27 protein-coding genes are annotated in these 26,981 nt (G+C 30.7%); 21 read left to right on the plus strand and 6 right to left on the minus strand.

What is annotated here, in order from left to right; all coding sequences use genetic code 11:
- Positions 1–31 precede the first annotated feature (31 nt).
- Positions 32–2,620, minus strand: coding sequence for a transglycosylase domain-containing protein (locus B2P65_RS02710; RefSeq protein ID WP_346848633.1), 2,589 nt, complete (start codon positions 2,618–2,620; stop codon positions 32–34).
- A gap of 184 nt (positions 2,621–2,804) precedes the next feature.
- On the opposite strand from B2P65_RS02710, the gene B2P65_RS02715 reads away from it, so the two are divergent.
- From B2P65_RS02715 to B2P65_RS02725, 3 genes are all read left to right on the plus strand, one after another.
- Positions 2,805–3,161 carry a hypothetical protein gene (locus tag B2P65_RS02715; protein ID WP_346879543.1) on the plus strand — a complete coding sequence of 119 codons (357 nt, stop codon included), beginning with the start codon at positions 2,805–2,807 and terminating at the stop codon, positions 3,159–3,161.
- Entirely contained in the window at positions 3,158–3,436 is a 279-nt protein-coding gene (locus B2P65_RS02720) for a sporulation protein YunB (protein ID WP_346879544.1), read from the plus strand. The genes B2P65_RS02715 and B2P65_RS02720 overlap by 4 nt, the downstream gene beginning before the upstream one ends.
- A 144-nt stretch (positions 3,437–3,580) precedes the next feature.
- The gene (locus tag B2P65_RS02725; protein ID WP_035134424.1) at positions 3,581–4,312 is read left to right on the plus strand and encodes a class I SAM-dependent methyltransferase; all 732 of its coding nucleotides are present in this window, start codon (positions 3,581–3,583) and stop codon (positions 4,310–4,312) included.
- A gap of 139 nt (positions 4,313–4,451) precedes the next feature.
- Here B2P65_RS02725 and hpt read toward each other — a convergent pair whose 3' ends face one another.
- Complete coding sequence (gene hpt, locus B2P65_RS02730; RefSeq protein WP_346848635.1) at positions 4,452–4,979, minus strand: hypoxanthine phosphoribosyltransferase; 528 nt, start codon at positions 4,977–4,979, stop codon at positions 4,452–4,454.
- A 151-nt stretch (positions 4,980–5,130) separates the two neighbouring features.
- Here hpt and hflX point away from each other — a divergent pair, with 151 nt between their 5' ends.
- The 7 genes from hflX to B2P65_RS02765 all read left to right on the plus strand — a co-directional run bounded on the left by hflX (position 5,131) and on the right by B2P65_RS02765 (position 11,209).
- Complete coding sequence (hflX, locus tag B2P65_RS02735; RefSeq protein ID WP_346877786.1) at positions 5,131–6,918, plus strand: GTPase HflX; 1,788 nt, start codon at positions 5,131–5,133, stop codon at positions 6,916–6,918.
- Positions 6,919–6,989: 71 nt separating this feature from the next.
- Entirely contained in the window at positions 6,990–7,694 is a 705-nt protein-coding gene (locus B2P65_RS02740) for a HEAT repeat domain-containing protein (protein WP_346878557.1), read from the plus strand.
- Positions 7,687–8,595, plus strand: coding sequence for an EamA family transporter (locus tag B2P65_RS02745; protein WP_346879545.1), 909 nt, complete (start codon positions 7,687–7,689; stop codon positions 8,593–8,595). The genes B2P65_RS02740 and B2P65_RS02745 overlap by 8 nt, the downstream gene beginning before the upstream one ends.
- 73 nt (positions 8,596–8,668) lie before the next feature.
- Positions 8,669–9,322, plus strand: coding sequence for a YigZ family protein (locus B2P65_RS02750; protein WP_346848638.1), 654 nt, complete (start codon positions 8,669–8,671; stop codon positions 9,320–9,322).
- A 95-nt stretch (positions 9,323–9,417) separates the two neighbouring features.
- Positions 9,418–10,158, plus strand: coding sequence for a YebC/PmpR family DNA-binding transcriptional regulator (locus tag B2P65_RS02755; RefSeq protein ID WP_035134436.1), 741 nt, complete (start codon positions 9,418–9,420; stop codon positions 10,156–10,158).
- Between the two features lie 372 nt (positions 10,159–10,530).
- The gene (locus B2P65_RS02760; RefSeq protein WP_346848644.1) at positions 10,531–10,677 is read left to right on the plus strand and encodes a hypothetical protein; all 147 of its coding nucleotides are present in this window, start codon (positions 10,531–10,533) and stop codon (positions 10,675–10,677) included.
- 283 nt (positions 10,678–10,960) lie between these two features.
- Positions 10,961–11,209 carry a BhlA/UviB family holin-like peptide gene (locus tag B2P65_RS02765; protein ID WP_150843415.1) on the plus strand — a complete coding sequence of 83 codons (249 nt, stop codon included), beginning with the start codon at positions 10,961–10,963 and terminating at the stop codon, positions 11,207–11,209.
- A gap of 240 nt (positions 11,210–11,449) precedes the next feature.
- Here the strand turns inward: B2P65_RS02765 and B2P65_RS02770 are convergent, their stop codons facing one another.
- From B2P65_RS02770 to B2P65_RS02785, 4 genes are all read right to left on the minus strand, one after another.
- Entirely contained in the window at positions 11,450–11,617 is a 168-nt protein-coding gene (locus B2P65_RS02770; RefSeq protein WP_198028596.1) for a hypothetical protein, read from the minus strand.
- A gap of 446 nt (positions 11,618–12,063) precedes the next feature.
- Positions 12,064–14,556, minus strand: coding sequence for a CoA-disulfide reductase (locus B2P65_RS02775; protein WP_346879546.1), 2,493 nt, complete (start codon positions 14,554–14,556; stop codon positions 12,064–12,066).
- A gap of 158 nt (positions 14,557–14,714) precedes the next feature.
- Positions 14,715–15,008: a metalloregulator ArsR/SmtB family transcription factor gene (locus B2P65_RS02780; protein WP_346879547.1), complete on the minus strand. Its 294-nt coding sequence runs from the start codon at positions 15,006–15,008 to the stop codon at positions 14,715–14,717.
- Between the two features lie 194 nt (positions 15,009–15,202).
- A complete protein-coding gene (locus B2P65_RS02785; protein ID WP_346879548.1) occupies positions 15,203–16,594 on the minus strand; it encodes a hypothetical protein in 1,392 nt (463 codons plus the stop codon).
- A 233-nt stretch (positions 16,595–16,827) separates the two neighbouring features.
- Here B2P65_RS02785 and B2P65_RS02790 point away from each other — a divergent pair, with 233 nt between their 5' ends.
- The 11 genes from B2P65_RS02790 (at position 16,828) to secD (ending at position 26,916) form a co-directional block, all read left to right on the plus strand.
- Positions 16,828–17,241: a DUF3785 family protein gene (locus tag B2P65_RS02790; RefSeq protein ID WP_346848648.1), complete on the plus strand. Its 414-nt coding sequence runs from the start codon at positions 16,828–16,830 to the stop codon at positions 17,239–17,241.
- 205 nt (positions 17,242–17,446) lie between these two features.
- Positions 17,447–18,106: a hypothetical protein gene (locus B2P65_RS02795; RefSeq protein WP_346848649.1), complete on the plus strand. Its 660-nt coding sequence runs from the start codon at positions 17,447–17,449 to the stop codon at positions 18,104–18,106.
- Positions 18,107–18,400: 294 nt separating this feature from the next.
- Positions 18,401–18,994, plus strand: a complete 594-nt coding sequence (ruvA, locus tag B2P65_RS02800; RefSeq protein ID WP_346848650.1) for a Holliday junction branch migration protein RuvA — start codon at positions 18,401–18,403, stop codon at positions 18,992–18,994.
- Between the two features lie 37 nt (positions 18,995–19,031).
- A complete protein-coding gene (gene ruvB / locus B2P65_RS02805) occupies positions 19,032–20,039 on the plus strand; it encodes a Holliday junction branch migration DNA helicase RuvB (RefSeq protein ID WP_346878561.1) in 1,008 nt (335 codons plus the stop codon).
- Positions 20,040–20,077: 38 nt separating this feature from the next.
- On the plus strand, positions 20,078–21,106 hold the full coding sequence (queA, locus tag B2P65_RS02810; protein ID WP_346848652.1) for a tRNA preQ1(34) S-adenosylmethionine ribosyltransferase-isomerase QueA: 1,029 nt from the start codon (positions 20,078–20,080) through the stop codon (positions 21,104–21,106).
- A 16-nt stretch (positions 21,107–21,122) separates the two neighbouring features.
- Positions 21,123–22,250 carry a tRNA guanosine(34) transglycosylase Tgt gene (gene tgt / locus B2P65_RS02815; RefSeq protein WP_346848653.1) on the plus strand — a complete coding sequence of 376 codons (1,128 nt, stop codon included), beginning with the start codon at positions 21,123–21,125 and terminating at the stop codon, positions 22,248–22,250.
- A gap of 51 nt (positions 22,251–22,301) precedes the next feature.
- Positions 22,302–22,592, plus strand: coding sequence for a preprotein translocase subunit YajC (yajC, locus tag B2P65_RS02820; RefSeq protein WP_346848654.1), 291 nt, complete (start codon positions 22,302–22,304; stop codon positions 22,590–22,592).
- Positions 22,593–22,646: 54 nt separating this feature from the next.
- Positions 22,647–23,015, plus strand: coding sequence for a TIGR04086 family membrane protein (locus tag B2P65_RS02825; RefSeq protein WP_035134467.1), 369 nt, complete (start codon positions 22,647–22,649; stop codon positions 23,013–23,015).
- Positions 23,016–23,042: 27 nt separating this feature from the next.
- Positions 23,043–23,180, plus strand: coding sequence for a six-cysteine ranthipeptide SCIFF (scfA, locus tag B2P65_RS02830; RefSeq protein WP_035134469.1), 138 nt, complete (start codon positions 23,043–23,045; stop codon positions 23,178–23,180).
- Positions 23,181–23,238: 58 nt separating this feature from the next.
- The gene (scfB, locus tag B2P65_RS02835) at positions 23,239–24,603 is read left to right on the plus strand and encodes a thioether cross-link-forming SCIFF peptide maturase (RefSeq protein ID WP_346848655.1); all 1,365 of its coding nucleotides are present in this window, start codon (positions 23,239–23,241) and stop codon (positions 24,601–24,603) included.
- Between the two features lie 168 nt (positions 24,604–24,771).
- Complete coding sequence (gene secD, locus B2P65_RS02840) at positions 24,772–26,916, plus strand: protein translocase subunit SecD (RefSeq protein WP_346848656.1); 2,145 nt, start codon at positions 24,772–24,774, stop codon at positions 26,914–26,916.
- Positions 26,917–26,981 lie beyond the last annotated feature (65 nt).

A 26,981-nucleotide genomic window follows, 5' to 3' on the forward strand; every position in this document is an offset into this window, starting at 1 on the left:
CTTTAATTTTATAGTTTTATAATAGAATTATTTAGCCTCTTATACTATTACTAAATATTTTAGGGATCATAGTATAGATATTTAACAGATGATTGAAAGCTTCAGGCTTATTTTCACTATTTCCAGTGTTACCTTCATTACCTTCATCTCCAGTATCACCACCAGGATCAGATGGGCCTACAGGAGGTGTAGTTGTATCACCAGGATTTGTATTTTCACCAGGTTTATTAGGATTAGGTATTTTATCTTTATTTTTATCTTTATCCTTGTCTTTATCTTTATCTTTTTCTTCAACCTTATATTCTGTAGGATCTTTAGCCACTGGAGCTAGGTATTTATTATCAAGCATGTTACCAGAATATAATCTAGTATCACGAGTTATAAATACTACCTTTTGTATTTTATCTTTAGGTGTTTTATCAGAAGGTAAGTAGTATTTACCATCAGCAGCCTTTACAACGTCAAGTTCCACATGGATATTATCCAGAGTAGTTGGTTGAGTACCACTTATAAAGATTTCAGAGTAAATTCTATTTCCCCTAGGATCCCTCTTAGTAAGCGCCGTTGGAAGGGTTCCAGAATCTTTAGAAATATAAGCACTAGTTAATCCACCAGGAGCCTGAAGAGATTTATATTCAAGCCCCTCATGAGCTGCTGCCATAATCTTACCCCATAGACCAGCTGGAACGCTACTACTAGTAAAAGGTAATTCCTTACTATTATCATAGCCCATCCATACAGCGCCTGAGTAGTAAGGTGTTAATCCACTGAAATAAAGGTTTTTGGTAGATTCAGAGGTACCAGTTTTACCCCTAACTTCCATATTCCCAAATCTTGCTTGTGGACCTGTGTTGTTCACAGAACCTTCAAGCATATCATAAACAATATAAGCTGTTTGTGGAGAAATTACTTGTTTAGATTCAAGTTTTGGCTCGAGTAGAACTTTACCATTCTTATCAGTAACCTTAGTATATATTCTTGAAGTAGTCATATTTCCTTGATTTCCAAAGGTACCAAAGGCTTGAGCCATTTCATAAGGTGTAGTTCCATCTATTTCACCTAGAGATAAAGCAGAAATACTAGTTCTATCTCTATCAGTTATACTTAATCCAAATTTTTCTCCATAGGATGCTGACGTATCTAAACCTATTCTATCAACTACAGATACTGCCACGGTATTTTTAGAAAGAGCAAGAGCATCACGGATAGTAATATATCCGTCAAATACATAATTCCAGTTCTGTGGAACGTAGGAACTGCCTTTATCTGGATATTTAGAACCAATAGAAGTTGGTAATGGACCATCTACAAATACCGACCCTGCAGTTAAAGTTTTACCTTCAATAGCTGGAGCATATACAGTAAGTGGCTTTATACTAGAACCTGGTGAACGTAGGAAGGTTTGACCATCCTTTCCAACAGAGATAGCTCTATTATAAGACATAGCTGGTTGATCACCAATACCACCAATTATAACTTTAACTTCACCCTTAAGATAATCTGTTATTATAGCAGAGGCTTGAACTCCATCTGCCTTAGAGCCTTGAGTATCTTTAAGATAATTGTTCATAATTTTTTGTACTGAATCCTGAAGTTTTCTATCCATGGTTGTATATATTCTTAAACCACCAAAGGTGATTTTTTCATAGGCTTCAGCTTCAGTATATCCATAGGTTTTCATTAAATCCTTTGCCACTTGTTTTATTACAGGTCTTGAAAACCATTCATAAACCATTTTGTCACCCTCTAAAGTTGAGAAATTTAGCATAAGAGGTTCTGCTAAAGCAGTATCATATTCCTCTTGAGTTATTTTTCCCAGCTCTAGCATTTTAGCAAGAACCAATTTAGTTCTTGGTGAGTCAAAGGCTTCTTTCTTTTCAAAGGCTTCATAGGCATTCATATAAGATATAGTTGGATTCTGAGCAGCACTTGCTAAAAATGCACATTGCTTAAGGGTTAAACCATCTGCTACAGATTTTCCAAAATACATGGTTGAAGCAGCTTCAATTCCGTGAGCGTTACCGCCTAAAAAGATAGTATTCATGTATTCGTTAAGAATTTGTTCCTTAGATAGAAGCTTTTCTAACTTACGTGCCAAATAAATCTCTTGAACTTTTCTTTCTATATTAGCTCTATTATTTATAGAATCTTCAAGGAAAAACTTATACTTAACCAACTGTTGAGTAATAGTTGATGCACCTTGGATTTCATCATTAGATAAACCAAGAATTATTTTAGCATCTTGGATTACAGCTCCTCCAAGTCTTCTTATGTCAACACCTTTATGTTCTAAAAATCGTTGATCTTCAATACTTACAAAGGCGTCCTGTAGATATTTAGGTACTGTAGATATATCTACAGAGATTCTCTTTTCAGGAGTCTTATACTCATCCATTTCTTTTCCTTTATTGTCATATAGAAGTGTAGTTTCTCCATTAGATAAAAATATATCAAGATCAAGCTCTGGAGCTGTTTTAATCATGCCAGATATAATACCAAAACCAGCAGCTGCACAAGTTATTATTAAAAGTAGTAAAACTATATATATTACTTTAAAGACTTTACGACTTTTCTTCTTGGGCTTTTTTTGCTTAGGTTTAATTTTTTTATTTTCTCCCATATTCTCCTCCTTTTATGATGAACATATCTTCGATACTATATTATAACTTATATGCTAGTATAAATACAATATAGTATTCTTCAATGAAGTTCTTATACATATACATATATTGGATATTGAATAATTTTATGTAACATATTATACATTTATTAACATTATACCACATTTATAAAGGAGTAATACTATGAAATCATCTTTGAAGTTAAAATTTACCATAATAACTTTTTTAATTATGACTTTTTTAATAACTTTTATATATACTTTAGATAAAATTATAATGCCAACGGTAAAATTAGTGGCAGATGCACAGATGAGAGCAGAGGTCACTAATACAATAAATAAAACAATTTTCCAGGAATACTCTAAGAATTTTAATTATAATGATATAATAAAATTTGATAAGGATAATGATGGAAACATCATAATGATGTCAGCAGATACTTTAAAACTAAGTGAAATTGCTACATTGACTGTATTAAAAGCACAAGATGAATTAGAGGAAAAATCTAAAGTAGACATAAGATACCCATGGGATATGTGACTAAAAATAATATTTTAGGTAGATTTGGTCCAGATGTAAAAATAAGAATGAGGCCAATAGGGCATATTACTACTAGATATATATCCGAATTTGAAGATGCAGGAATAAATCAAACTAGGCATAAAATTTATATAGAAACAACCACTAGAGTAAAGATGATTATGGCAGTATCTTCTAGTGAGTTAGAAATAGTTAATGAAATACCTATAGTTGAAACCATTATAGTTGGAAGGGTACCAAGTACTGCAATACAAATGGATCTTAACGGTAATTAGAAAGTGTGATGCTAATCACTGAATAAATTCTTTATATATCATACTATTTATGTAAATAAATATAGATATATGAAAATATATAATTAATTTAAATAGTAGGAATTTCCTATAGAATAAATAATTAAAGAACAGGAGATGAGTAATATGGATCAATGTATAAAATTTTATAATGCCTTAGCTAAATATTATGATGATATTTTTCCAGCACCATTAGGTAAAAAGAAGTTTGCTTTAAAGAATATAGAAAAGGGTGGATTTGTTTTAGATATTGGATGTAGTACTGGAGAAACTACAGAATATATTTCTTCACAAGGATATAGGGCTTTAGGCATAGACTTAGACCAAGAAATGATAAGAATAGCTAAGGATAGGTATAAGGAAAGTGATACTTTGAAGTTTGAAGTTATGGATATGAAAACTATAGCTAAGTCCTTTGGAGAAGAGTTTAATGGTATTGTATGTATAGGGAATGTACTTCCTCACCTAGGCGGAAAAAGTCAAATAAAAGAATTTTTAAAAGGATGCTATGAAGTATTAAAAAAGGATTCACCATTATGTATTCAAACTATTAATTTTGATAAGGTGAAGAGAGAGCATATTAAAGAATTGCCTCTTATTGATGGTCCTAAAGTTAAATTTGAAAGGTTTTATAGTATTAAACCAGATAGTGATATTGTAAAGTTTACGGGAAGAATAACTGATAAAGAAAATAATGAGATTTTAGAAAACACAGTAGATCTATTTATGTTAGAAAATGAAGAGTTATTTGAAATGTTAAAGGAAATTGGATTTGAAAAATCCTGGAGCTACGATGATTTTAATAGAAGTACCTATACAGGAAATGCTCTTCCTTTAATAGTAGAGGCTATTAAGTAGAAAATTATAGTAATGTAAATATATAATTTAATAAATAAAAAAACATACTAGAAGTTAATAAGTTAATATTAGCTTTTAGTATGTTTTCATGTTTTTTCTTCTATTAATATATTAAGTATTTAAAACATTTGTAAGGTTATTATTTAGATTCCCAGTTAAATATGTAAGGAATATTTCTATATAAGTCACCATAATTTAAGCCATATCCAACTACAAATAAATCAGGAATCTCAAAACAACAATAGTCTGGAGATATTTCTACAGTTCTTCTTTCTGGTTTGTCTAAAAGAGTACAGCATTTTACACTTTTAGCACCCAACTTTTTAACGTGTTCAACCACAAAGTTCATAGTAATACCACTATCTACAATGTCATCTACTACAAGTACATCCATACCTTCAATATTATCAGGTACATCTTGAACTATTTTACAAGTACCACTAGTTTCTTCGCCATGACCATAGCTTGATGTAGTCATAAAACCTATAGTTGTAGGTACAGTAATTTCTCTAACTAAGTCAGCAGCAAATATGAAGCTTCCTCTAAGTAGAGATAATACGTAAACAGTTTTTCCATCATAGTCTTTAGAAATTTTTGCTCCAATTTTAACTACAGCCTCATTAATTTCTTCTCTAGAAAAGAGAACATTTCTTTGTTTATCTTCCATGTAATCACACCTCAATTTATATTTACATTAATGTTTTCATAGTATAAAATTAAGGTGAAATTGTCAATAGTATAAAATGTATAAGAATGCAGTGTTTGTTTAATGTAGAAAAATTATTAATAAAGAAAAAATAAGGTTTGGAGATGATTATATGATAAATGGAAATACTGATGGAGTTAAAAACTTCATCTTGAAAAAGTTAGATACTATATATGATATGAGATTTCAAAAATCAGACATATTAACTGAAGAGTTAGCAGAACTTCTAAGAGAGGTTACCCTTGAAATTGAAAGAGAGGTTAGCGTTGCTATAGATAGAAAAGGAAGTGTTGTTAGTGTTGCCATCGGAGACAGCTCAACAGTTGAAGTTCCTATGATTGACACTAGAGAGGGGAGATTATCTCAAGTGAGAGTAATCCATACCCATCCCAATGGAAATCCTAAACTATCCGCATTAGATTTATCTGCACTTCTAAAATTAAAACTAGATTGTATAGTTGCTATTGGTGTATCAGAGGATAAACCTCTAATTTATAATATGGGTTTCTGTGATGTGAAGGATAACATGCTCATAGAAGAAGAAGTTGAAAATTTAACTATCAATAAAGTTTTAAGCTACAAGTTTTTAGATAAGGTTAGATATATTGAAGATGTTTTTAAAGTAGATAACATAGTGGAAGATAATTCAGAAAGAGCGATATTAGTATCTATAGAAGATGAGGAAAGCCTAGCTGAGTTAAAGGAACTTACTAAAGCCTGTGATGTAGAGCCAGTTTTTGAAATACTTCAAAAACGTAATAAAATTGATTCAGCTTATTTTATAGGTAGTGGTAAGGTTGAAGAAATAGCATATTTAAGACAGTCACTAAGAGCCAATGTAGTAATATTTGATGAGGAATTATCAGGATCTCAAGTAAGAAATCTAGAGCAAGCTATAGGAACAAAGGTAATTGATAGAACTACTCTTATTTTAGAGATATTTGCAAGGAGAGCCAGAAGTAAGGAATCTAAAATTCAGGTAGAGTTATCCCAGTTAAAATACAGATTAAGCAGGCTTAGTGGATTAGGAACTATGCTTTCAAGAACAGGAGGGGGTATAGGAACAAAGGGACCAGGAGAGAAAAAGCTAGAGACAGACAAAAGAAAGATCAGAGATACTATCTATGATTTAAATAAAGAATTAGAAAAGATAAAAAGTATAAGAGCAACCCAAAGAGAAAGAAGAAGTAAGGATAATATTTCTAAGATATCATTAGTGGGATATACTAATGCAGGAAAATCTACCCTTAGAAATGCTCTTTGTGAATACTCACCAGTTAAGTCAGCTACGGTAAAAGAAAAAGTTTTTGAGGCTGATATGTTATTTGCAACCTTAGATATTACAACCAGGGCTATGGCTCTTCCAGACAATAGAGTTGCCACAGTAACAGACACTGTAGGATTTATAAGAAAATTACCTCACGATTTAGTAGAAGCTTTTAAATCAACTTTAGAAGAGGTAGTTTATTCAGACTTATTACTTCACGTAGTAGATGCATCTAGTAATGCAGCAGAAAAGCAAATAACAGTGGTAGAGGAAGTACTTAAGGAGTTAGGTGCAGGAGATAAGCCAACTTTATTGGTGCTCAACAAAATTGATAATTCTAATGATGATATTTTAAATTCTTTAAAGGAAACATTTAATAACTATTCTATTTTAGAAGTTTCAGCTAAACATAAAATCAATTTTGAAGAGTTGCTAAATAAATGTACAGAAATACTTCCTTATAAATTAAAAACCTTTAAGGTATTAATACCATATAGCGATTCATCATCAGTTGCATATCTACATAGAAATGCTTTGGTAGAAAGTGAAGAGTACGGTGAAGAAGGTACTATTCTTGTAGTTCAAGGTGATGATGAGGTCTATAACAAAAGTTCAAAATATATTATAGAGTAGTAACTAAAGTATCATTATATTGTTAGGATCGAAGTTAGAGCATTATTTGAAGGGGAGAGTAGGGAGAAAATTTGAGTACAGGATTAGTTAAATATGATTGGAATTTCATTGAAAATTATAGTGATGAAGAAATCAGCTATTTTCTAAGCTTAGAAGGAAAATCTATAGAAGCCATATGTAAAATTAGAAATTTAGATAGAGCCACAGTTCAAAAACATCTCATAAATTGCAAAATAAAATACAGGTTTTTAGTTAAAAGTGAATCGTCATCAGATCTATTTAAATCCCTAATCTTAGCAGCTAAGGAAGAAAGAATTTTGGTTTTGAATAGTTTAGATAGAGTTAATAAAGAAAAGTTAATTCATTTTTTAGTTAAAAACTATATGGAGCTAGGACTTAAGGACAAAGAAGCCGCCATATGGATCATGGGTGAACTTAGAAGTAATGTCACTGTAGACATACTTATAAAGGCAACGGTTAATAATCATGTAAATATTAGAAGAATGGCAATTTCAGCTCTTGGAAAAATAGGTAATTCAAGAGCTGAGAGAGCCCTTATTAGAGCTTTGGAGGATAAAAATCCTCAAGTAATAAGTTATGCAGTTAAGTCCTTACAGAAGATAAGCAGTGGAGAAGCCGATGATAAAATAAGAGCTTTATTTAATAGTACTGATAAAGAGTATATTAAAAAGGCTTGTGAGGGTTATATTAAGCAAAGAGATAATGAAGAATTAAATTTTCAAGATATAAGTGACGGAGATAAAAATAATGATTAATATTTTATTATCTATATTATGCAGTTCTTTAATAGCTATTGTATTTAAGTTTAGTGAAGGTAGAGAAAGTAATAGATATATGGTAACTAGCATAAATTATCTATCAGGAATGATGGCAAGTATAATAATGATGGGAAGTTTAAATATTTTCCACATAAATTGGTTTTCTATGTTTATGCAGGAATTTAATCAGGTACTTATAAGTGGACAACTTTTCTCTAAAGAAGGAACAGGAGCTTTAGCAATAATTCTAGGTATAATAACAGGTATTTTATATTTTTTAAGTTTTATTCTATATCAAAAATCTGTAGGAAAGAATGGAGTATCTGTATCTGCAACTTTTATGAAGCTAGGAGTATTAATACCTACAATTTTATCTGTTATACTATTAGGAGAGACCATAGAATTATTACCTATATTAGGAATAATCTTGTCTATCATAGCTATAATAGTTATAAATCTAAATAACAAAGAAGAACAAAAGGTTAAAGATACTATGAAAGTAGATTTAATACTTCTTTTTATACTAGCTGGTGGAGGAGATTTTGTAACAAAGCTATTTCAAAACTTTGGTATGGTACAATATAAAAATTTATATTTATTTTATACTTTCCTAACGGGATTTACTATAAGCTTAATTATGTTAATTATTAAAAATAGAAAAGTAAAGTTAATAGATATGTGTTTTGGTGTCATGGTAGGTATTCCTAATGTATTAATGCCAAGCTTTTTAATAAAGGGCTTAGAAGAAGTAAGAGCAGTTATAGCCTTTCCTATGGTAAGTGCAGGAACTATTTTAATCACAAACTTTTGTGGAGTTACATTCTTTAAAGAAAAGTTAGGGAAGAAGGAGATTACTGCTATAGTACTTACCATAATAGCCATAATACTTATGAGCTAACAGTCTTCGAGAAATCTTCATTATGGTTTAGAGTACAGAAATCTATTTTAAATATTATAGAGGGGGCTTAAATATGAGTTATTTTACAGTGAAAGGGAGTGCTACTTCAGAATTTCAAGAAAAGAAATCTACATTTATAGGATACATAAAGAGAGTAAATACTGAAGAAGAAGCAAAGAACTTTGTAAATGAAATAAAGAGTATGCATAAAGAAGCAACCCACAATGTTTATGCTTATATAGTGGGAGAAAATAAAGGCATACAAAGATACAGTGATGACGGTGAACCCCAAGGAACAGCAGGCATTCCAGTTTTAGAAGTCATAAAGAAAAATGATTTAACCGATGTAGCGGTGGTAGTTACTCGTTACTTTGGTGGTATTCTTTTAGGGGGAGGTGGGCTAATAAGAGCTTACTCTAAAGGAGCCTCTTCAGCCATTGAAGAAGCAGGTGTTGTAGAAAAAGTAAAGGGCTTAAAATTAAGATTTACTTTAGAATATGATTTAATAGGTAAAATACAATACCTATGTGGTACAAATAATTGGCATATTGAAGATACCATATATACAGATAAAGTGGAGTTATCACTGTTCACAGAGGTAGAAAATAAGGAAACAATAATTGCAGATTTTGTAGAGGCTACTAGTGGAAAAGTAACTATATGTGAAGAGGATGAAGAGTATTTATTTAAAGAAGGATACAGATATTATAGAGCTATTGAAGGATAGCTCTTGAAATTTGAAATTATTAGACATATTATGTTATAATAGGTACATTGATTTTAAAGTTAATAATTATATATATAGTACAGGAGGAAGTTAATATGTCAGGACATTCAAAGTGGCATAATATCCAAGCTAAAAAGGGTAAAGCAGATGCTAAGAGAGGTAAAATATTTACTAAAATAGGTAAGGAAATAGTTGTTGCAGCTAAAAACGGTGGCTCTAATCCAGAGACAAATGCTAAGCTTAGAGACGTTATAGCAAAAGCAAAAGCAGCTAATATGCCTAATGATACAATTACTAGAGCAATTAAAAAAGCCGCAGGAGAGTTAAGTGCAGTAAACTATGAAACTATAATCTATGAAGGATACGGACCAGAAGGAATAGCAGTTATAGTTGAGTGTCTTACTGAGAATAAAAATAGAACTGCAGGAAATGTAAGATACGCCTTCTCTAAACAAGGTGGAAATATGGGAACCGTTGGATGTGTAGGCTTCATGTTCCAAAGTAAAGGTGAAATCATCATAGAAAAAACTGATTCAGTAGATGAAGATGAGTTAATGATGATGGCTTTAGATGCAGGTGCTGAGGACTTTGTAGCTGAAGATGAAGTATTTGTAGTAACTACAACTCCAGAAGACTTTGGTACTGTGAGAGAAGCTTTAGAATCTAACGGAATAGAATTCTTAGAAGCAGATGTTAAAATGATTCCAGACACATACACTGAAATTAATGAAGAAGTTGCGACTAAATTCCAAAAGATGTTAGATGTTTTGGAAGATGATGATGATGTACAAAATGTATATCATAATGCTGAATTCCCAGAAGGATGGGAAGGGTAGTAGTGAGTAACCGTTGGTATTACTAACTTTGAAATTTATTCATTAATTACTAATAAATAATATGATTATGACATACAATGATTATGAATGATGTGTGTTTAAAATTGCAAGTTGCTTTCTATAAATAGGATAGTAAGTAACTTGCAACCATATAATTTAACTTTAATGTTGCATTATTAATAACAATATACCCTTAATGATACTCTTGTTGAATTTCATGTTGCGTTTCATCCATCTTAGGCTTTATTAGTTGTATTATTATTGATTGTAGCATAAACTATAACAAAATATCATAAATGATAATTGAACTAGTTGTCTTTTACATAAAATAACTTCTTATTTTATTAAGTAATCTTAAGGAGGATGTATAGAATGGGATTAATAGTGACTCTAGTGAAAGAAGCAAAACCTTATGATAAGAATAGTATGGAATCATTGTTAATTAAATTTGATTCTATTACTAATAGTTTACCAAGGAAGCTAAGATATGACTGTGCTAAAAATAATTTATTTAATTAGGGAATATCTTTAACTTATCTGAGGGAACATTAGTAAATTACATCAAGAAATCCTTATATTAGATTATTATAGTCTAAATAAAACTCATATTTAATGAAGTTGAAATGGATAATTAATTTTCAGAATTATCAGATAATTTGTAGCTATAAAAATAGAATACTTTTATATTAATTTATAGGCTTTAGGCATATAAATAATAAACCCAAAATGTGTTCTCTTAGCAAAAAGTCATTACAGTCTTACTAATAAATAAATATATCAAGTAAGGAGTGTGAAATAAATGATGGAGAATGAAATTCTAAAGGTAGCTTTATCCCAAGGTATTTGGGCTGTACTAAGTATATTTTTATTATTCTATATACTAAAAGCTCAAGAAAAAAGAGATGTGAAGCAAGAAGAAAGAGAAAAAAATTATCAAGATGTGATATCACACCTTACCGATAAATTAAGGATAGTAGATGAAGTGAAAAAAGATGTAGAAGATCTAAAAAAGGATGTAGGTGATCTAAAAAATTATATGAGAAAAAGTTAATAAGTCAAAAATATAATCAAAGCATTAATTCTTATATAAAATCATAACACTCCCATATTAAAATCTCTGAAACCCGCATGGACAGAACAAATAGTTAACTAGTTAACTAGTTAACTAGCGAAATAGGCATATATTTATATATTTAAAGATTTCCCTATATAAATAGTTATATAGGGAAATTTTTTAATAATACATCTAGTAAATTAGCAATTTCTATAAAGACTTCTCTGCTAATCTTTATTAATAAGTTATTTCATCCTTCTCAGAATGATCTTTGCTATTAGCGTAGGAGCCTATTTTAACTCCATCTATTATTCCTACATCTGCACCATCCTTAGGATACATTTTTCTTAGTTCAGCTTGACTTCTTTTTTGATCCTTAAGACGACTTTTATTATTATCAACCATAAAAACACCTCCTTAAATGATATAAAGGATAACTACACAATTATTTTGTCCTTAAAGTAAGAAATTATTAAGGAAAGTAAAGGATTAGCTTCCTTAGAAAGAGACATTACCATTTTATTAAAGGTATAGATTGAATGTTTGGACACATAATAATATTGACAATAAAATTATATGGGAGGTATTAAAAATGGCTAAAAATCATAAAAAGCATGAACATACTCCAAGTAACCCTAAGACTGGAAATGTAAAAGATCATATATCTTCAAAGGCAGGAATTAAATCTCCTAAGGAAAAAGAATAGCTTAATATATTTACGTAAGGTATAGGTTATTTTGAATAAGTAAATGACTATCTCAATAAAGAGATAGTCATTTACTTAAATAGAAACATAAAGTTTTAATTAAGGAACTATTCATCTAGAGGTAGACAAATATATGAGTTATACATTAGATAAATAAGTTAAGTCCAGCATCTTCTGTGGAAGCTAAATACGTTGCAACTCCACCAACCTCAACTTCAGGAATTAATTCTTCATGTTTAATACCCATTAAATCCATAGACATAGCACAAGCAATGATTTTAACTCCCATTTTAAGAGCATTAGCAATTAAAGTATCAAGGTCATCTACATTATTTTTAGCCATAATGTTTTTAATCATAGCAGGGCCCATACCAGCCATATTCATTTTAGATAATGGAAGCTTTCCAGTGCTGCTTGGAAGCATCATATCAAACATTTTTTCCATGGTATCCTTTTTAACAGAAGGCTTATCTTTTCTTTTTAAGATATTAAGTCCCCAGAAAGTAAAGAACATGGTAACTGGTTTTCCCATGGATGCTGCACCAGTAGCTATGATGAAGGAAGCTATAGCTTTATCAAGGTCACCACTGAAAACTACAAGGGTTGCACCATCCTTTTTAGAAATATCACAACTAATAGGCGATGAGCTACTTGTTAGATCTTGAGAGGTACCTTTTTTGATTAATGCTACAAAGGCTTTTTCTTTTTTATCAAATTCACCTTTTACAAGGGTATTTCCTGTTTTACTACACCAACTATTGATGTCCTTTTGGAAACCTGGATCAGAAGCTTTAACTTCTAAGATATCTCCATCCTTCATTTTGCCAATTTCCTCAAAAACTCTTCTAATAGGACCTGGACATTGAAGTCCACAAGCATCAAGACTTACAGTAACTTTACTAGAATCTTCTATATTAGAAGAAGTACTAGTTTCACAAGTACAGTCTTCAGTATTATTATTTAATTTAGATTGAGTATCTTTATTATTTAAAGAAGATTTAACGGTAGCATAAGTTTTATAACCACCATCTAAGTTCACACAATTAAATCCATATTGAGAAAGTATTCTACAGCCGATATATCCACGAAGACCTACTTGACAATAAACATAGATTGTTTTGTCCTTTGGTATTTTATTTAAATTATTTCTAAGGGTACCTAGAGGAATATTTATAGCATTTTCTATATGACCAACTTCAAACTCCATCTCTTCTCGTACATCTAGGATAAATTCATTGTTAGCTATTAAATTATCAACTTCATCCCATTGAACTATAGAAACTAAATTATCCATTATATTAGTTCCTATATATCCAGCCATATTAACAGGGTCTTTTGCAGAAGAATATGGTGGAGCGTAGCATAATTCTAACTCAGGTAAATCTGTAACCTTTAGATCACCTTTTATAGCAGTAGCTATAACATCGATACGCTTTTCTACGCCATCTAAACCTACACCCTGTGCTCCTAATAGTTTTCCATCCTTTGGATTGAATAAAACTTTAAGAGAGATAGGGAAGGCACCAGGATAGTAACCAGCATGGGAATTTGGATGTAAATGGATTGCCTTATACTCTAAGTTAAGTCTTTTTAAAGTTTTTTCATTATTGCCTGTAGTTGCAACAGTTAGTGAAAATACCTTTGCTACAGAAGAACCTAAAGTACCATTATATTCAGCTTTTTTACCACAGATATTATCAGCTACAACATGCCCTTGTCTATTAGCTGGCCATGCAAGTGGAATCATAGTTGGATTACCATTTATATAATCAATTACTTCTACAGCATCACCAAGAGCGTAGATGTTTTCATCAGAAGTTTTCATTTCTTTATTTACAACAATTGCTTTTCTATTGTTAACTTCTAGACCAGCATCTATGGCAATCTTACTTTCAGGAGAAACTCCTATTGATAAAACAATCATGTCTGTTACAATTTCTTTACCACTATTTAAAACTACTTTTTTACCACGGTTTTCAAAGGATTTAACTCCATCTTTAAGAATTAAATTAACTCCATTTTGAAGTAGATGTTCATGAACTATTGCTGCCATTTCGTAATCTAGAGGAGCCATTACTTGATCTGCCATCTCTACAAGAGTTACAGAAACTCCTCTTTCATTAAGGTTTTCAGCCATTTCAAGACCTATAAAGCCACCACCAACAATTACAGCTTCCTTTGGAGAGTTATTATCAACAAAGGCTTTAATCTTATCTGTATCTGGTATATTTCTAAGAGTAAATAAATTGGTTGCTTCTTTAAGGCCGGGAATAGGTGGGGTTATTGGACCAGCACCCGGTGATAAAACTAATACATCATAACTTTCTTCATAAACTTGAGAAGAACTATGATTTTTTACAGTAACTTTTTTTGCATCCTTATCAATTTTAATAACTTCACTAAAGTTTCTTATGTCAATGTTAAATCTAGAACTCATGCCTTCTACTGTTTGCACTAGGAGATTATCCCTTTCCTTTATAGTTTCACCTATATAATAAGGAAGTCCGCAATTGGCAAAAGAAATATATTCCCCTTTTTCAAACATAATTATTTCTAAAGATTCATCTAGTCTTTTTAAACGTGCAGCAGTAGAAGCCCCACCAGCAACTCCACCAACGATAATAACTTTTTTACTCATAATAAAATCTCCTTTCAATATTAAACAATACAAATAGTATAAACAATATAACCTTTACAATACTCAGGAACAATTAAATCTTAATATTTATATATAATAATAATACGATGTAAAATATTTATAAAAAAGAAGTCTAAAGAATTTTGACTTCTTAATAGTTAAAATAATACTTCTATTAACTTTTTTATATTCTCATCACTAACACTATATATAATTTCAAGACCGTTACGCTGCCAGTCTATAATGCCAAAAGTTTTTAGCTTTCCAATGTGCTGCGATATAGTTGATTGAGGCATATTTAAGCAATTTTGCATATTGGTAACATTGCTTCCACCAGTTTCAATGAGACCTTTAACAATGCATAGTCTTACGGGGTGGGCTAATGCCTTTAAAATATTTGCTTTTTCTTCAAAAAGTTTTGGGTTAGTTAAAAATGTGTCATTCTTAGTCATGTTTTATACACCTCCATATCACTATATTCATATAATACGATATAGTTACAAATGTGTCAATGAAAAATAAAAAAATATATATTTAAAACATTAACTTATTTTAATTTTAGATATTGTGTTGTAATATAGAAAATTAAACTCAACTAAACTTCAGTGAGAGTAAACCTCTCTATGAAGTTTAGTTAAATTATACATTACAAGAAGAATAGGGCCACTATGGTAGTAACAATTAAACCTAAAACTACTGGTTTAAAGTTGCGCTTTGCAAGCTCAAAAGGGGATACCTTGCATATAGCAGAAACGGGGATAATTGCCCAAGGTATTAATGTGCCTCCACCTACCCAAATAGCACCTAATTGTCCAAGAGCGGTTAAAGTAGCCACATTTCCACCAGTGGCTGTTCCAAATAAATTTGCAGTGGAACCGGCTAGAGCTATACCGGAAAATCCAGAACCATCTAGTCCAGTGATTGCACCTACAGTAGTTACACCAAAAGCACTTAAAAAATTGTTTAGTGGAACTGCCTTAGAAAGGGCAAAACCTAAGTCGTTTACTATACCTAAGGAGCCAGTAGGTAAATAGTTACCTATAATAGCTGTAAATCCATCACCCCCTACATAGAAAAAGGCAGCAATTGGAACTACTATTCCAAAAACTTTAAAGCCAAATTGGAAACCTTCTACAAGATATCTAGTGATTTTATCAAGAGAAGCCTTTTTATAAGATTTTATAGATATCAATATGAGTATAATTAAGGTTGTACCACCGATTAGTGCTGTAGCATCTCCACCTTTTAAGTTTAAAGAAACCATCAAAAATACATCAATAGAAAAGAGAAGAGGAATTAATATTGCAAAAAAAGATTTCCATCCTTTGCTTAAAAGAGATTCATCTGTAGACTGAACCTCTTCTGAATATTCAGTGTAGGTGAGATTTTCAAGGGTTCCATTTTTAATATCTTTCTTTAGCATGATAAAGGCTGTAACAGTAGTGACAATTCCCATAATAATTATTAGAGGAATACTAGCTTTAACTACTTCAGATACAGGAATACCAGCAGCATCCGCAGTTAATTTTGGAGCAGCTTGAATTACAAAGTCTGTAGACAATGCAATACCATGACCGAAAAGATTCATAGCTATGGCAGCACCTATGGCAGGGAGACCAGATTTGATAGCAACAGGAACTAATACAGCTCCAACTAGTGCAACGGCTGGAGATGGCCAAAAGAAATAAGAAATAATCATCATTATTATACCTATACCCCAAAAGGCTATAAAATCATTTTTCATAAACTTACTAAAGGGTTCTATCATAACTTTACTTATGCCAGTATAGGATAATGCTTTACTTAATCCAGCAATTATAGATATTATAAGTATTGTTGGCAGTAATTCCGTAATTGAGTAGATAAAACTATTAAAAATACTAATTAGAGATGCAGGAATAGATTTAGTGCTAATTAATGCAATTAATACTACTCCAACAATGCAAATAAGGGAACAGTCTAATTTTTTTATCATTGCTATTAAAATTAATATAATAAAAATTAAATATATATAGTGTATTGCGGTTAATTCAATCATTTGTAGCCTCCTACTAACTTATCCTAATTTAATAATAGAATATGCTGACAGGAGAAATTAGTGTTAAAAAAGCAAGATGGAAATTTTAAAAATTCAGATTTTCATTGGTTAGTTCTATGGACTAAAAATATAAGAGGTTTTATATTATGAATAAAACTGTTTAAATAGTTTTAAATAATATATAATAATAGTATGATATTTTGGAACAAATTGAAGAATTGAGGAGAAATAATATGAATAATTTTAAATTTAAACATAAGGATGAAGAGTTTATTTTATCAGAAGATAACCTTTCTTATATTGAAGCTGAGGAAGTACAAGATTTTACCATAGAAAAAGCATTAGAAATTTTAGAAGAAGGTAAAGAAAAAGTAGAATTTGACTATGAATATTATGCTGATAACTGTGAAGCATGTGGAAATAGTGAAGTTATAGATAAAAAACATTATAGATATTTAGAGTATCATTTTTATATTTTTACTAAAGAAGGAAAATATATAATTAGTAATATAAGTAATGAGTTTGAAACCACTACTTATTCCAAATTAGAGAGAATGAAAAAAATTGATGAAAGTTATATAGTATCTATTATCATCTGTGAAAGTTGTAAGAATTTTGCAATAGAAGTTGAACAGTGTGATATGTAAATAAATAACTGTGATATATAATTAAATAATTGTGACATGAATTTAAATAACTGTGACTTGAATTTAAATATCTGTGTATATTTTTAGGCTAATTCCATATACTCTTTAATGGAAGAAGAATGGAGATGTATAATTTATAAATTTTTGTAAGCAATAGTGTATAAACATATCAAAGCTGGATACAATTCCTAGTAGGAGGGATTGTATGATTGAAAGATATAAAAAAAATAAAGGATTATATATTTTTATAGCCTCTGTAGGAATAATAGTTTTTTTACTTAGCTATACTGTAAGTATAGCATTCTTAAGAAGTTCAAAAGATGGAGGAGCTGGAATTTTAGGCGAAGCATCTCAAGCAAGCTTTTTAAATATGAATGATGTATTAATTTCAGATAAAAGTAATATAGAGTTCATGTTAAACTATAAAAACTCTTTAGGTAAGGTAAAGATTAATGATAAATTAGATAAAACTATAAATGTAGAAAAAGATAATTTGATTGGTCTTAATCAGGAGCAGGCTGAAAAGATATTTTCTAGTTTTGGATACAAGGTAGAAAAATTCACAAAAGAAGATATTATATTTGTAAAGGACATAGAAGGATATTCCTACAAAGAAGATTCTTATTTTATAGGAATAAAGGATGAAAATATTGTTATTTATAATAAGGATTCTAATGGAACAATAAAAGTAGTAGAAGAGAAGATATTGAATCCTAAAGATGATAATGGACAGTCGTATTTAAAAATTAACGACATAGAGAACAGAGGTAATCTTTTGAGGACATTCTACGAAGGACATAAAGATTATCAGTTTTCCAATATACAAGAGGCTATGGAATATGCTCAGGCTCTTTGTAGCACATAGTGTCAGAAAGGGAGTGTTTCAAAAGGAATTTTGAAACACTCTTTTTTCATGAGAAATTGTAGAAATGGTATAAATTTAATTTGAAATAAGTTTAAAATAGTTTTTATTGAATTGTTATATTGTAGATGGTAAAGTATAATATAGTTACGATTGTAAGGTAATATAATTAATTAGTGAAGTTTAATATCAATACATATAGGTATATAATAGATTATAGGTCTAAATTTGCAGATGATGACTATATAGTAATGAAGAATTAACAAATGGTTAAATAAAAAAGATAGGTGACAAAGCATGTATGAATATATAAAAGGAATTTTTAAGTCTATAGAAAAGGAATATATAGTTATAGAATGTGGTAATATTGGATATAAAATTTTCACATCAGGTAGTACAATTTCTAATATGCCAGCTATAGATCAACAAATAAAGATTTATACTCATCAAATTGTAAGAGAAGATTTCATTGGACTTTATGGTTTTTTAACTAAAGATGAAATATCCATGTTTAATCTTCTTATTTCCATTAATGGTGTAGGACCTAAGGCGGCACTATCACTCATGTCTATTGCCAATGTTTCTACATTAAAGTATGCTATAATTACCGATGATGATAAATTAATAACTAAGGCACCGGGCATTGGTAAGAAAACTGCTCAAAGGATCATATTAGAACTTAAGGATAAGATAACCGTAGGAGGCGCCATGCCAAAGGGAACTACTATTAGTGATATTGACATAGATAATGAAAAACTATCAGAAGCAGTGGGGGCACTTATAGCTCTTGGATACTCAGATAAAGAGGCAGAAAAAGCAATAGAAAAAGCTAATAGAAGTAATAGTGTTGAAGATATTATAAAGGAATGTTTGAAAATTTTAATGGGATAATAACCTTATTAAGGGTTTTTAGTTAAGGAGGGGGATTATGGAAGATAGAGTTATTACATCTAATATTATTGAGGAAGATATAGAAGTAGAATATTCCTTAAGACCTCAGCGACTTAAGGAATATATAGGACAAGAAAAAGTTAAAAATAAGTTAGATATATTTTTAAAAGCTGCAAAGATGAGAAAAGAACCCTTAGACCATTTATTATTATATGGACCACCAGGCCTTGGTAAAACTACATTAGCTAACATAGTAGCAAAAGAAATGGGTGGAAATTTAAAAATTACATCTGGTCCTGCTATAGAGAGAGCTGGAGATTTAGCAGCATTGTTAACTAATCTAAATACCAATGATGTATTATTCATAGATGAAATTCATAGATTGAATAGGTCTGTAGAAGAAATTTTATATCCAGCCATGGAAGATTTCGCTTTAGATATTGTTATTGGTAAGGGGGCATCAGCAAAATCTATAAGACTAGATTTACCTAAATTTACTCTCATAGGAGCAACTACAAGGGTAGGACTTTTGACTGCACCTTTAAGAGATAGATTTGGAGTACTATGTTCAATGGAATATTATAATGATGACGAGCTTAAAGAAATTGTTTTAAGGTCTTCTGAAATATTAGGAGTTGAAATTGATAAGGAAGGTGCCTTTAGTCTGGGAATGAGATCTAGAGGAACACCAAGGATAGCTAATAGGTTACTAAAAAGAGTTAGAGATTACTCTATGGTTAAAGGTATAAATGTAATTGATATTAACATGGTGGAGCAAGCAGCTGAACTTTTAGAAGTGGATAGAGAAGGCTTTGATAGATTAGATAATAAGATATTAGAAGCTATAGTGGATAACTTTAATGGGGGACCCGTTGGAGTTGAGACACTAGCTTATTTTATAGGTGAAGAAGTCAGTACCATTGAGGATGTATATGAACCATACCTGATACAAAAGGGGTTTATTGTAAGAACTCCAAGAGGTAGAATGGCGGCAAAGAAAGCCTATGAACATTTAGGAAGGATTATTCCAGATCATATATTATAGAAATAAACATATAGATAGAATAGGGAAGTGTATAGACTTTGAAAGTAAAGGATTTTTATTTTGATTTACCAAAGGAATTAATAGCCCAGCATCCTTTAAAAAAAAGAGATGAATCAAGGCTTATGGTTCTAAATAAAAAAAGTGGTGAAGTAGAACATAAAGTGTTTAAAGATATTATAGAGTATTTAAATCCAGGAGATTGTCTTGTATTAAATGATACAAGAGTTATGCCGGCTAGACTTTATGGAGCTAAGGAAGGCTCCGGTGGTAAAATGGAGTTTTTGCTTTTAAATAGGCATGAAGACGATATATGGGAAACCTTAGTTAAGCCTGGTAAAAGAGGAAAAGTTGGAGCTAAATTTGTATTTGGAAATGGAGAACTAAAAGCCGAGGTAGTAGAAGTTTTAGACAATGGAAATAGAAAAGTAAAGTTTTACTATAATGGTATATTTGAAGAAGTATTAGATAGACTTGGCGAAATGCCATTGCCACCATATATAGAAGAAAAACTGGAAGATAGAGAAAGATACCAAACGGTTTACTCAAAGGAAGTAGGTTCTGCAGCAGCCCCTACAGCAGGACTACACTTTACAGATGAGTTACTACAAGCTATCAAAAAAAAGGGAATTAATATAGCTTTTGTAACTTTGCATGTGGGACTTGGAACCTTTAGACCAGTAAAAGCTGAAGATATTCAAGATCATGAAATGCATTCTGAGTATTATATTTTAGATAAGGAAAACGCTGAAATAATAAATAATGCTAAAAGAAGTGGGAAAAGAGTTATAGCTGTAGGAACCACATCAAATAGAACCCTTGAAAGTATAGCTAATGAAGAAGGTCAAGTTAAAGAACAATCAGGATATACTAGTATATTCATATATCCAGGGTATAAATTTAAAATAGTAGATGCCATAATAACTAATTTTCATTTGCCAGAATCTACTTTAATAATGCTTATAAGTGCTTTTTCAACTAGGGAAATAGTGATGAATGCTTATAAAATTGCAGTAGAAAACAAATATAGATTCTTTAGTTTTGGTGATGCTATGTTTATCCATGAATAGGAAGGACGATGAATAGGTGTATAAATTACTTAAAAAGAGTGGAAAAGTTAGACGTGGGGAATTTGTTACTCCTCATGGTACAATACAGACCCCTGTGTTCATGAATGTTGGAACTTTGGCTGCAATAAAAGGAGCAGTATCATCCATGGATTTAAAAGAAATTGGGTGTCAGGTAGAATTGTCAAATACATATCATCTTCATTTAAGACCAGGAGATGAAGTAGTTAAAAAAATGGGAGGACTTCATGAATTTATGAATTGGGATAGACCTATTCTTACAGATTCAGGTGGGTTTCAAGTGTTCTCATTAGCAAGCATGAGAAAAATTAAAGAAGAGGGTGTATACTTTAGCTCTCATATAGATGGTAGGAAAATATTTATGGGACCTGAAGAAAGTATGCAAATTCAAAGTAATCTAGCTTCAACTATTGCTATGGCCTTTGATGAGTGTATTCCAAATCCATCTTCAAGAGAATATGTAGAAAAATCTGTAGCAAGAACTACTAGATGGCTTGAAAGATGTAAAGTAGAGATGGATAGATTAAATGCAGATCCTAATACAATAAATAAAAAGCAAATGCTATTTGGTATAAATCAAGGTGGAGTTTACGAGGATATTAGAATAGAACATGCTAAGACCATTAGAAAACTAGACCTGGATGGATATGCAATTGGAGGATTGGCTGTTGGTGAAAGTCATGAGGACATGTATAGAGTTATTGATGCGGTAGTTCCATATCTTCCAGAGGATAAACCAATTTATCTTATGGGAGTTGGTACTCCAGAAAATATATTAGAGGCAGTTTCAAGAGGTGTAGATTTCTTTGATTGTGTATTACCAGCTAGAAATGGAAGGCATGGACATGTGTTTACTAAGTATGGTAAAATAAACATCATGAATGCTAAATATGAATTAGATAAAAAACCTATAGATGAAGGATGTGATTGTCCTACTTGTAGGCATTATACAAGAGGATACATAAGGCACTTATTTAAAGCCAAGGAAATGTTGGCAATGAGACTTTGTGTGCTTCATAACTTATATTTCTATAATAAATTAATGGAGGATATAAGAAATGCAATTGATGGGGATTACTTTGAAGAATTTAAAAATCAAAGACTTTCAGAGTGGGGAAAAAAATAATTAGGTATCTATTTTTTAAATATATACATAACTAGTGAAAGGAGAGATATTATGCAAAACTTAATGGCGTTTCTTCCAATGGTACTTGTACTTGTGTTGTTTTACTTCATGATTTTCATGCCAGAAAAGAAAAGAAAGAAACAATACAATGATATGTTGAATTCTTTAGCTATAAATGATGAGATTATGACTAAAGGTGGAATCATGGGAAGAATAATAAATATTCAAGAAGAATATATTATTTTAGAAAGTGGTCCAGATAGAGCAAGAATAAAAATGAGCAAACTAGGTATTGCTTCAGTTACAAAATCAGCTAATGAACCAGAAGAAATAAAGGCATAATCATCATAAAACCCCTTATATAAACATATTTATTAATATAAGGGGGTTTTGGGTATGTATAAAAAGTTTAATTATTCCGCTATAGGAGTAGGGGTGCTAAGAGCATCAATTTTAACAGTAATTTGCGTTTTAGTATATTCACTAGTTACTTCATATTTCCCATTTAGTGACGCAGTCACATCAGTATTTTTAGTTATAGCTACATTGGCTAGTGTGGTATATGGAGCTATATATGCTACATTAAAAATGGGAAGTAAAGGTTGGCTTGTGGGGTTGCTAGTAGCAGTATTTTATATGTTAATACTTTATATAGTATCCTTATGCTTTGGAAATGACTTGGCATTAGGAGGAAAAGACGTAGTTAGATTAATTTTAGCATTAGCAGCAGGATCATTGTCAGGAATGCTAGGAGTGAATCTATAGATATTATCAATTTTAGGAGGAATAAAAATGAAACATATAAAAACTATCAACAAATCTAACATTAAAGAAAGTTTAAAAAAACCAGGTTGTAAAGAGTGTGCTAACTCATGTCAATCAGCTTGCAAAACTTCTTGTACAGTAGCTAATTTAGAGTGTGAAAACTAATCATTTTAAAGGCAGTAACAAAAAGTTACTGCTTTGTGTTTAGTTAGGAGGAAAAACAATGGAATTAATTCACAAATTTAGACAAGGCAATGATTTTTATGTTATAGATGTAAATTCAGGTGCAGTTCATGAAGTAGATGAGCTTGTATATGACATGTTAGACTCAGATAAACTTAAAACTAAAGACGAGTTAAAAGAAATATATAAGGATAGATACTCCAGTGAAGAAATTGATGATGTATATGAGGAATTAGAATCTTTAGTTCATGAAGAAATGCTTTATTCTAAAGATTTATATGAAAATATAGCAATGATGAGTGGACAAGCAGAGGTAGCCATTAAAGCCCTTTGTCTTAATATAATTCATGATTGTAATTTGAAGTGCAAATATTGTTTTGCCGATGAAGGAGAATATAAGGGTTGTAGAAAAACCATGAGCGCACAAACCGGTAAAGACGCTATAGATTTTGTTATAAAAAACTCAGGTAAAAGAAAAAATATAGAAATTGACTTATTTGGTGGAGAGCCACTTATGGCCTTTGATATCATAAAGGAAATAGTAGATTACGGTAGAGAACAAGAAAAACTTCACAATAAAAACATTAGATTTACTATGACTACTAACTCTACTCTTTTAAATGATGAAATAATGGACTACCTTGATAAAAACATGGGAAATATAATTTTAAGTATAGATGGAAGAAAAGAAGTCAATGATAAAGTAAGAATAAGATTTGATGGAACTGGTACCTATGAATCTATATTACCTAAAATAAAGAAAATGGTAGATATAAGAGATAAGTCTAAGACTTATTATGTAAGAGGTACTTTTACAAGAGAAAATACAGATTTCTTTGAAGATGTAAAGCATATGGTGGAGCTAGGCTTTGATGAAGTATCTATTGAACCAGTAGTACTTCCAGATGACCATGAACTTTCATTAAGAGAAGAGGACCTTCCTACAATTTTTGAACAATATGATAAATTATATGAATATATGGTTGAAAAATATGAAGCAGGAAAATCCTTTAAATTCTATCACTTCAATATAGATTTACAAGGAGGTCCATGCATCTATAAGAGAATTTCAGGATGTGGAGCTGGACATGAGTATGTAGCAGTTACTCCTGATGGAGAAATATATCCTTGTCATCAATTTGTAGGGAATAAAGACTTTCTTATGGGAGATATATATGAAGGGGTTAAGGACTTTTCTATAGTTCAAAATCTTAAGGATGCTCATATATATAATAAACCTACATGTAAAAACTGCTGGGCAAGATTCTACTGTAGTGGAGGATGTCAAGCTAACAACTTTAACTTTAATGGTGATGTTCACGTGCCATATGAATTAGGTTGTAAAATGCAAAAGAAGAGAATAGAGTGTGCTATTGCTTTAAAAGCGAAAACAATGAATAAATAATTGTGTTTTAAAGGATAGAATTAAAAATTCTATCCTTATTTTGATAAAAAATAAGAAGTATACAGAAAATTAAGTTATATGTACTTGATTTTATCCATACAATACCTGTAAAATAAATAATAAATAGACAATTAGAAAATACAATTAGAAAACAGGAAGGGGATAACCATGAGGAGGAAAAATAGAAAAAGTGGAATTGTAGTTATCATAGCAATAATATTAATAGGTCTTTTTGCATACGCTGGTCTTTATGGGGTGAATTTAGGTAATTATAGAATCAAAACCTTTGGAAGTAGTATTGATAAAGGGCTTGATTTAGTAGGAGGAACTTCTCTTTTAATGGAGATAAAGGAGGAGAAGGTAGATCAAGCTGTTATAGATAGAACTATAGAACTTATTTCTATGAGAATAAATAAAGATGGAGTAAGCGAAATTCCTATAACTCAAGAAGGCGAAAATAGAATTAGAATAGAAATACCAGGAGAGTTTGATACAGATAAGGTTTTAGATACCATTGGTAAAACTGGTGAATTAACCTTTGAAGGTCCAGATGGAAAAGTAATTTTAACTGGTAAAGAGGTTAAAGAAGCAGGAGCATATATATCTCAAGATAATAAGTATGTTGTTAATCTTGAATTAAATGAAGATGGAACTGCAAAATTTGCGGAAGCAACTAAGACTTTCTTAAATAAAAGTATAGCTATAAAAATGGATGGTGAAGTTTTAACTAATCCAACAGTTAATGCTGTTATTAGTGATGGAAAGGCAATTATTGAAGGTATGAGTTCTTTAGAAGAGGCAAATTCCATTGCTAGTATCATAACTTCGGGAGCTCTTCCAGTAAAAATAGAAGCTACTTCAGTTAAAACAGTAGGACCAACTATTGGAGCTGAGGCATTATCCCTTAGTAAAAAGGCAGCCATGATTGGTATAGCTTGTATAATACTATTTATGGTTGCATACTATAGAGTTCCAGGAATAATTGCTTCTGTGGCTATAGTTTTATATGTAAGTTTATTACTTGTAATATTCTCTCAATTTGGAGTAGTATTAACTTTAGCAGGTATAGCAGGGTTAATTCTTACCATTGGTATGGCTGTAGATGCTAATGTTCTCATATTTGAAAGAACTAAGGAAGAGTTAAGATTAGGTAAATCTATAAAGACTTCTGTTGAAGCTGGTTATAGTAGAGCATTATCGTCAATTTTAGACTCTAACATAACTACAATTATTGCAGCACTAGTATTATATTTTCTAGGTTCAGGTTCTGTTAAGGGATTTGCAGTAACGCTACTTATAGGTATTATTGTAAGTATATTTACTGCCTTATTTGTTACAAAGTTTCTACTCAATAATGCTGTAAATGCAGGTTGGATAAATAAACCATCATATTTTGGCGTGAGAGAAGGAAAAAAACATGAATTTACTAGTTTAAAAATAATAGAGAAGACTAAAATATGGTTTGCTATATCAATTATTATAATTGCTATTGGAGTTGGATTTATAGCAACTAAAGGTTTAAATTATGGTATAGATTTCAAGGGTGGTACATTAATTACTTTAGATATGAATAAAGAATTCAATAAGGCTGATGTAAATACTATTATTGATAAGTATGCTAAAGATAAATACTCTACCAAATTAGCTAGTGAAGGAAAAGAGATACAAATTATTGTTCAAGAAGGGGTATTGAATGAAGAAAAAACTAATGCTCTTATTGATGAAATAAAAGAAAAGTATTCATTAGAAGATAGTGCACTTATTGGCAAGGAAAGTATAGGAGCTACTGTTGGAAATGAATTAAAGAAAAAGGCATTGTTAGCATTAGGAGTTGCATCTATTGCTATGCTTATATATATTACTGCTAGATTTGAATTTAGCTATGCAGCAGCATCTATTATAGCTTTACTTCATGATGTATTAATTACACTTTCTTTCTATGCTATATTTGGAATTCAAGCCAATTCACCATTTATAGCAGCTATTTTGACTATAGTAGGATATTCTATTAATGATACTATTGTTATCTTTGATAGAATAAGAGAAAATGTTAAGAGAAACAGAAGGATGGATCAATCAGAGGTTGCTAATATGAGTATAACAGAAACTATGACTAGAAGTATAAATACATCCTTAACAACACTTATAACTATAGTGGCAGTTTATGTTCTAGTACCATCCATAAGAGAGTTCTCACTTCCACTTATAGTGGGAATTGCCTGTGGAGCGTATTCTTCAATATTTATAGCTTCACCACTATGGGTAATAATTAAAAATGCAAAGCAAAAAAAGAAAGCTAAAGTAGTAGCATAATATAAACAAAGTTCATGGCGAAAAACATTTTATCATGTTTTTCGCCATTTTTATAATAATTTGTT

The organism is Clostridium sp. UBA3061 (genome assembly GCF_002367465.1).
Taxonomy (GTDB): domain Bacteria; phylum Bacillota; class Clostridia; order Clostridiales; family Clostridiaceae; genus Clostridium_J; species Clostridium_J sulfidigenes.

What these genes read in the sequence shown, in the direction of transcription:
- scfA (WP_035134469.1), top strand. Translation starts at nt 23,043, where the DNA reads ATGAAACATATAAAAACTATCAACAAATCTAACATTAAAGAAAGTTTA.
- ruvA (WP_346848650.1), top strand. Translation starts at nt 18,401, where the DNA reads ATGTATGAATATATAAAAGGAATTTTTAAGTCTATAGAAAAGGAATAT.
- B2P65_RS02750 (WP_346848638.1), top strand. Translation starts at nt 8,669, where the DNA reads ATGAGTTATTTTACAGTGAAAGGGAGTGCTACTTCAGAATTTCAAGAA.
- B2P65_RS02745 (WP_346879545.1), top strand. Translation starts at nt 7,687, where the DNA reads ATGATTAATATTTTATTATCTATATTATGCAGTTCTTTAATAGCTATT.
- B2P65_RS02760 (WP_346848644.1), top strand. Translation starts at nt 10,531, where the DNA reads ATGGGATTAATAGTGACTCTAGTGAAAGAAGCAAAACCTTATGATAAG.
- B2P65_RS02765 (WP_150843415.1), top strand. Translation starts at nt 10,961, where the DNA reads ATGGAGAATGAAATTCTAAAGGTAGCTTTATCCCAAGGTATTTGGGCT.
- B2P65_RS02770 (WP_198028596.1), bottom strand. Translation starts at nt 11,617, where the DNA reads ATGGTTGATAATAATAAAAGTCGTCTTAAGGATCAAAAAAGAAGTCAA.
- B2P65_RS02790 (WP_346848648.1), top strand. Translation starts at nt 16,828, where the DNA reads ATGAATAATTTTAAATTTAAACATAAGGATGAAGAGTTTATTTTATCA.
- B2P65_RS02710 (WP_346848633.1), bottom strand. Translation starts at nt 2,620, where the DNA reads ATGGGAGAAAATAAAAAAATTAAACCTAAGCAAAAAAAGCCCAAGAAG.
- B2P65_RS02715 (WP_346879543.1), top strand. Translation starts at nt 2,805, where the DNA reads ATGAAATCATCTTTGAAGTTAAAATTTACCATAATAACTTTTTTAATT.
- B2P65_RS02825 (WP_035134467.1), top strand. Translation starts at nt 22,647, where the DNA reads ATGTATAAAAAGTTTAATTATTCCGCTATAGGAGTAGGGGTGCTAAGA.
- secD (WP_346848656.1), top strand. Translation starts at nt 24,772, where the DNA reads ATGAGGAGGAAAAATAGAAAAAGTGGAATTGTAGTTATCATAGCAATA.
- B2P65_RS02795 (WP_346848649.1), top strand. Translation starts at nt 17,447, where the DNA reads ATGATTGAAAGATATAAAAAAAATAAAGGATTATATATTTTTATAGCC.
- ruvB (WP_346878561.1), top strand. Translation starts at nt 19,032, where the DNA reads ATGGAAGATAGAGTTATTACATCTAATATTATTGAGGAAGATATAGAA.
- B2P65_RS02785 (WP_346879548.1), bottom strand. Translation starts at nt 16,594, where the DNA reads ATGATTGAATTAACCGCAATACACTATATATATTTAATTTTTATTATA.
- yajC (WP_346848654.1), top strand. Translation starts at nt 22,302, where the DNA reads ATGCAAAACTTAATGGCGTTTCTTCCAATGGTACTTGTACTTGTGTTG.
- B2P65_RS02780 (WP_346879547.1), bottom strand. Translation starts at nt 15,008, where the DNA reads ATGACTAAGAATGACACATTTTTAACTAACCCAAAACTTTTTGAAGAA.
- B2P65_RS02755 (WP_035134436.1), top strand. Translation starts at nt 9,418, where the DNA reads ATGTCAGGACATTCAAAGTGGCATAATATCCAAGCTAAAAAGGGTAAA.
- scfB (WP_346848655.1), top strand. Translation starts at nt 23,239, where the DNA reads ATGGAATTAATTCACAAATTTAGACAAGGCAATGATTTTTATGTTATA.
- B2P65_RS02775 (WP_346879546.1), bottom strand. Translation starts at nt 14,556, where the DNA reads ATGAGTAAAAAAGTTATTATCGTTGGTGGAGTTGCTGGTGGGGCTTCT.
- B2P65_RS02725 (WP_035134424.1), top strand. Translation starts at nt 3,581, where the DNA reads ATGGATCAATGTATAAAATTTTATAATGCCTTAGCTAAATATTATGAT.
- hflX (WP_346877786.1), top strand. Translation starts at nt 5,131, where the DNA reads ATGATAAATGGAAATACTGATGGAGTTAAAAACTTCATCTTGAAAAAG.
- hpt (WP_346848635.1), bottom strand. Translation starts at nt 4,979, where the DNA reads ATGGAAGATAAACAAAGAAATGTTCTCTTTTCTAGAGAAGAAATTAAT.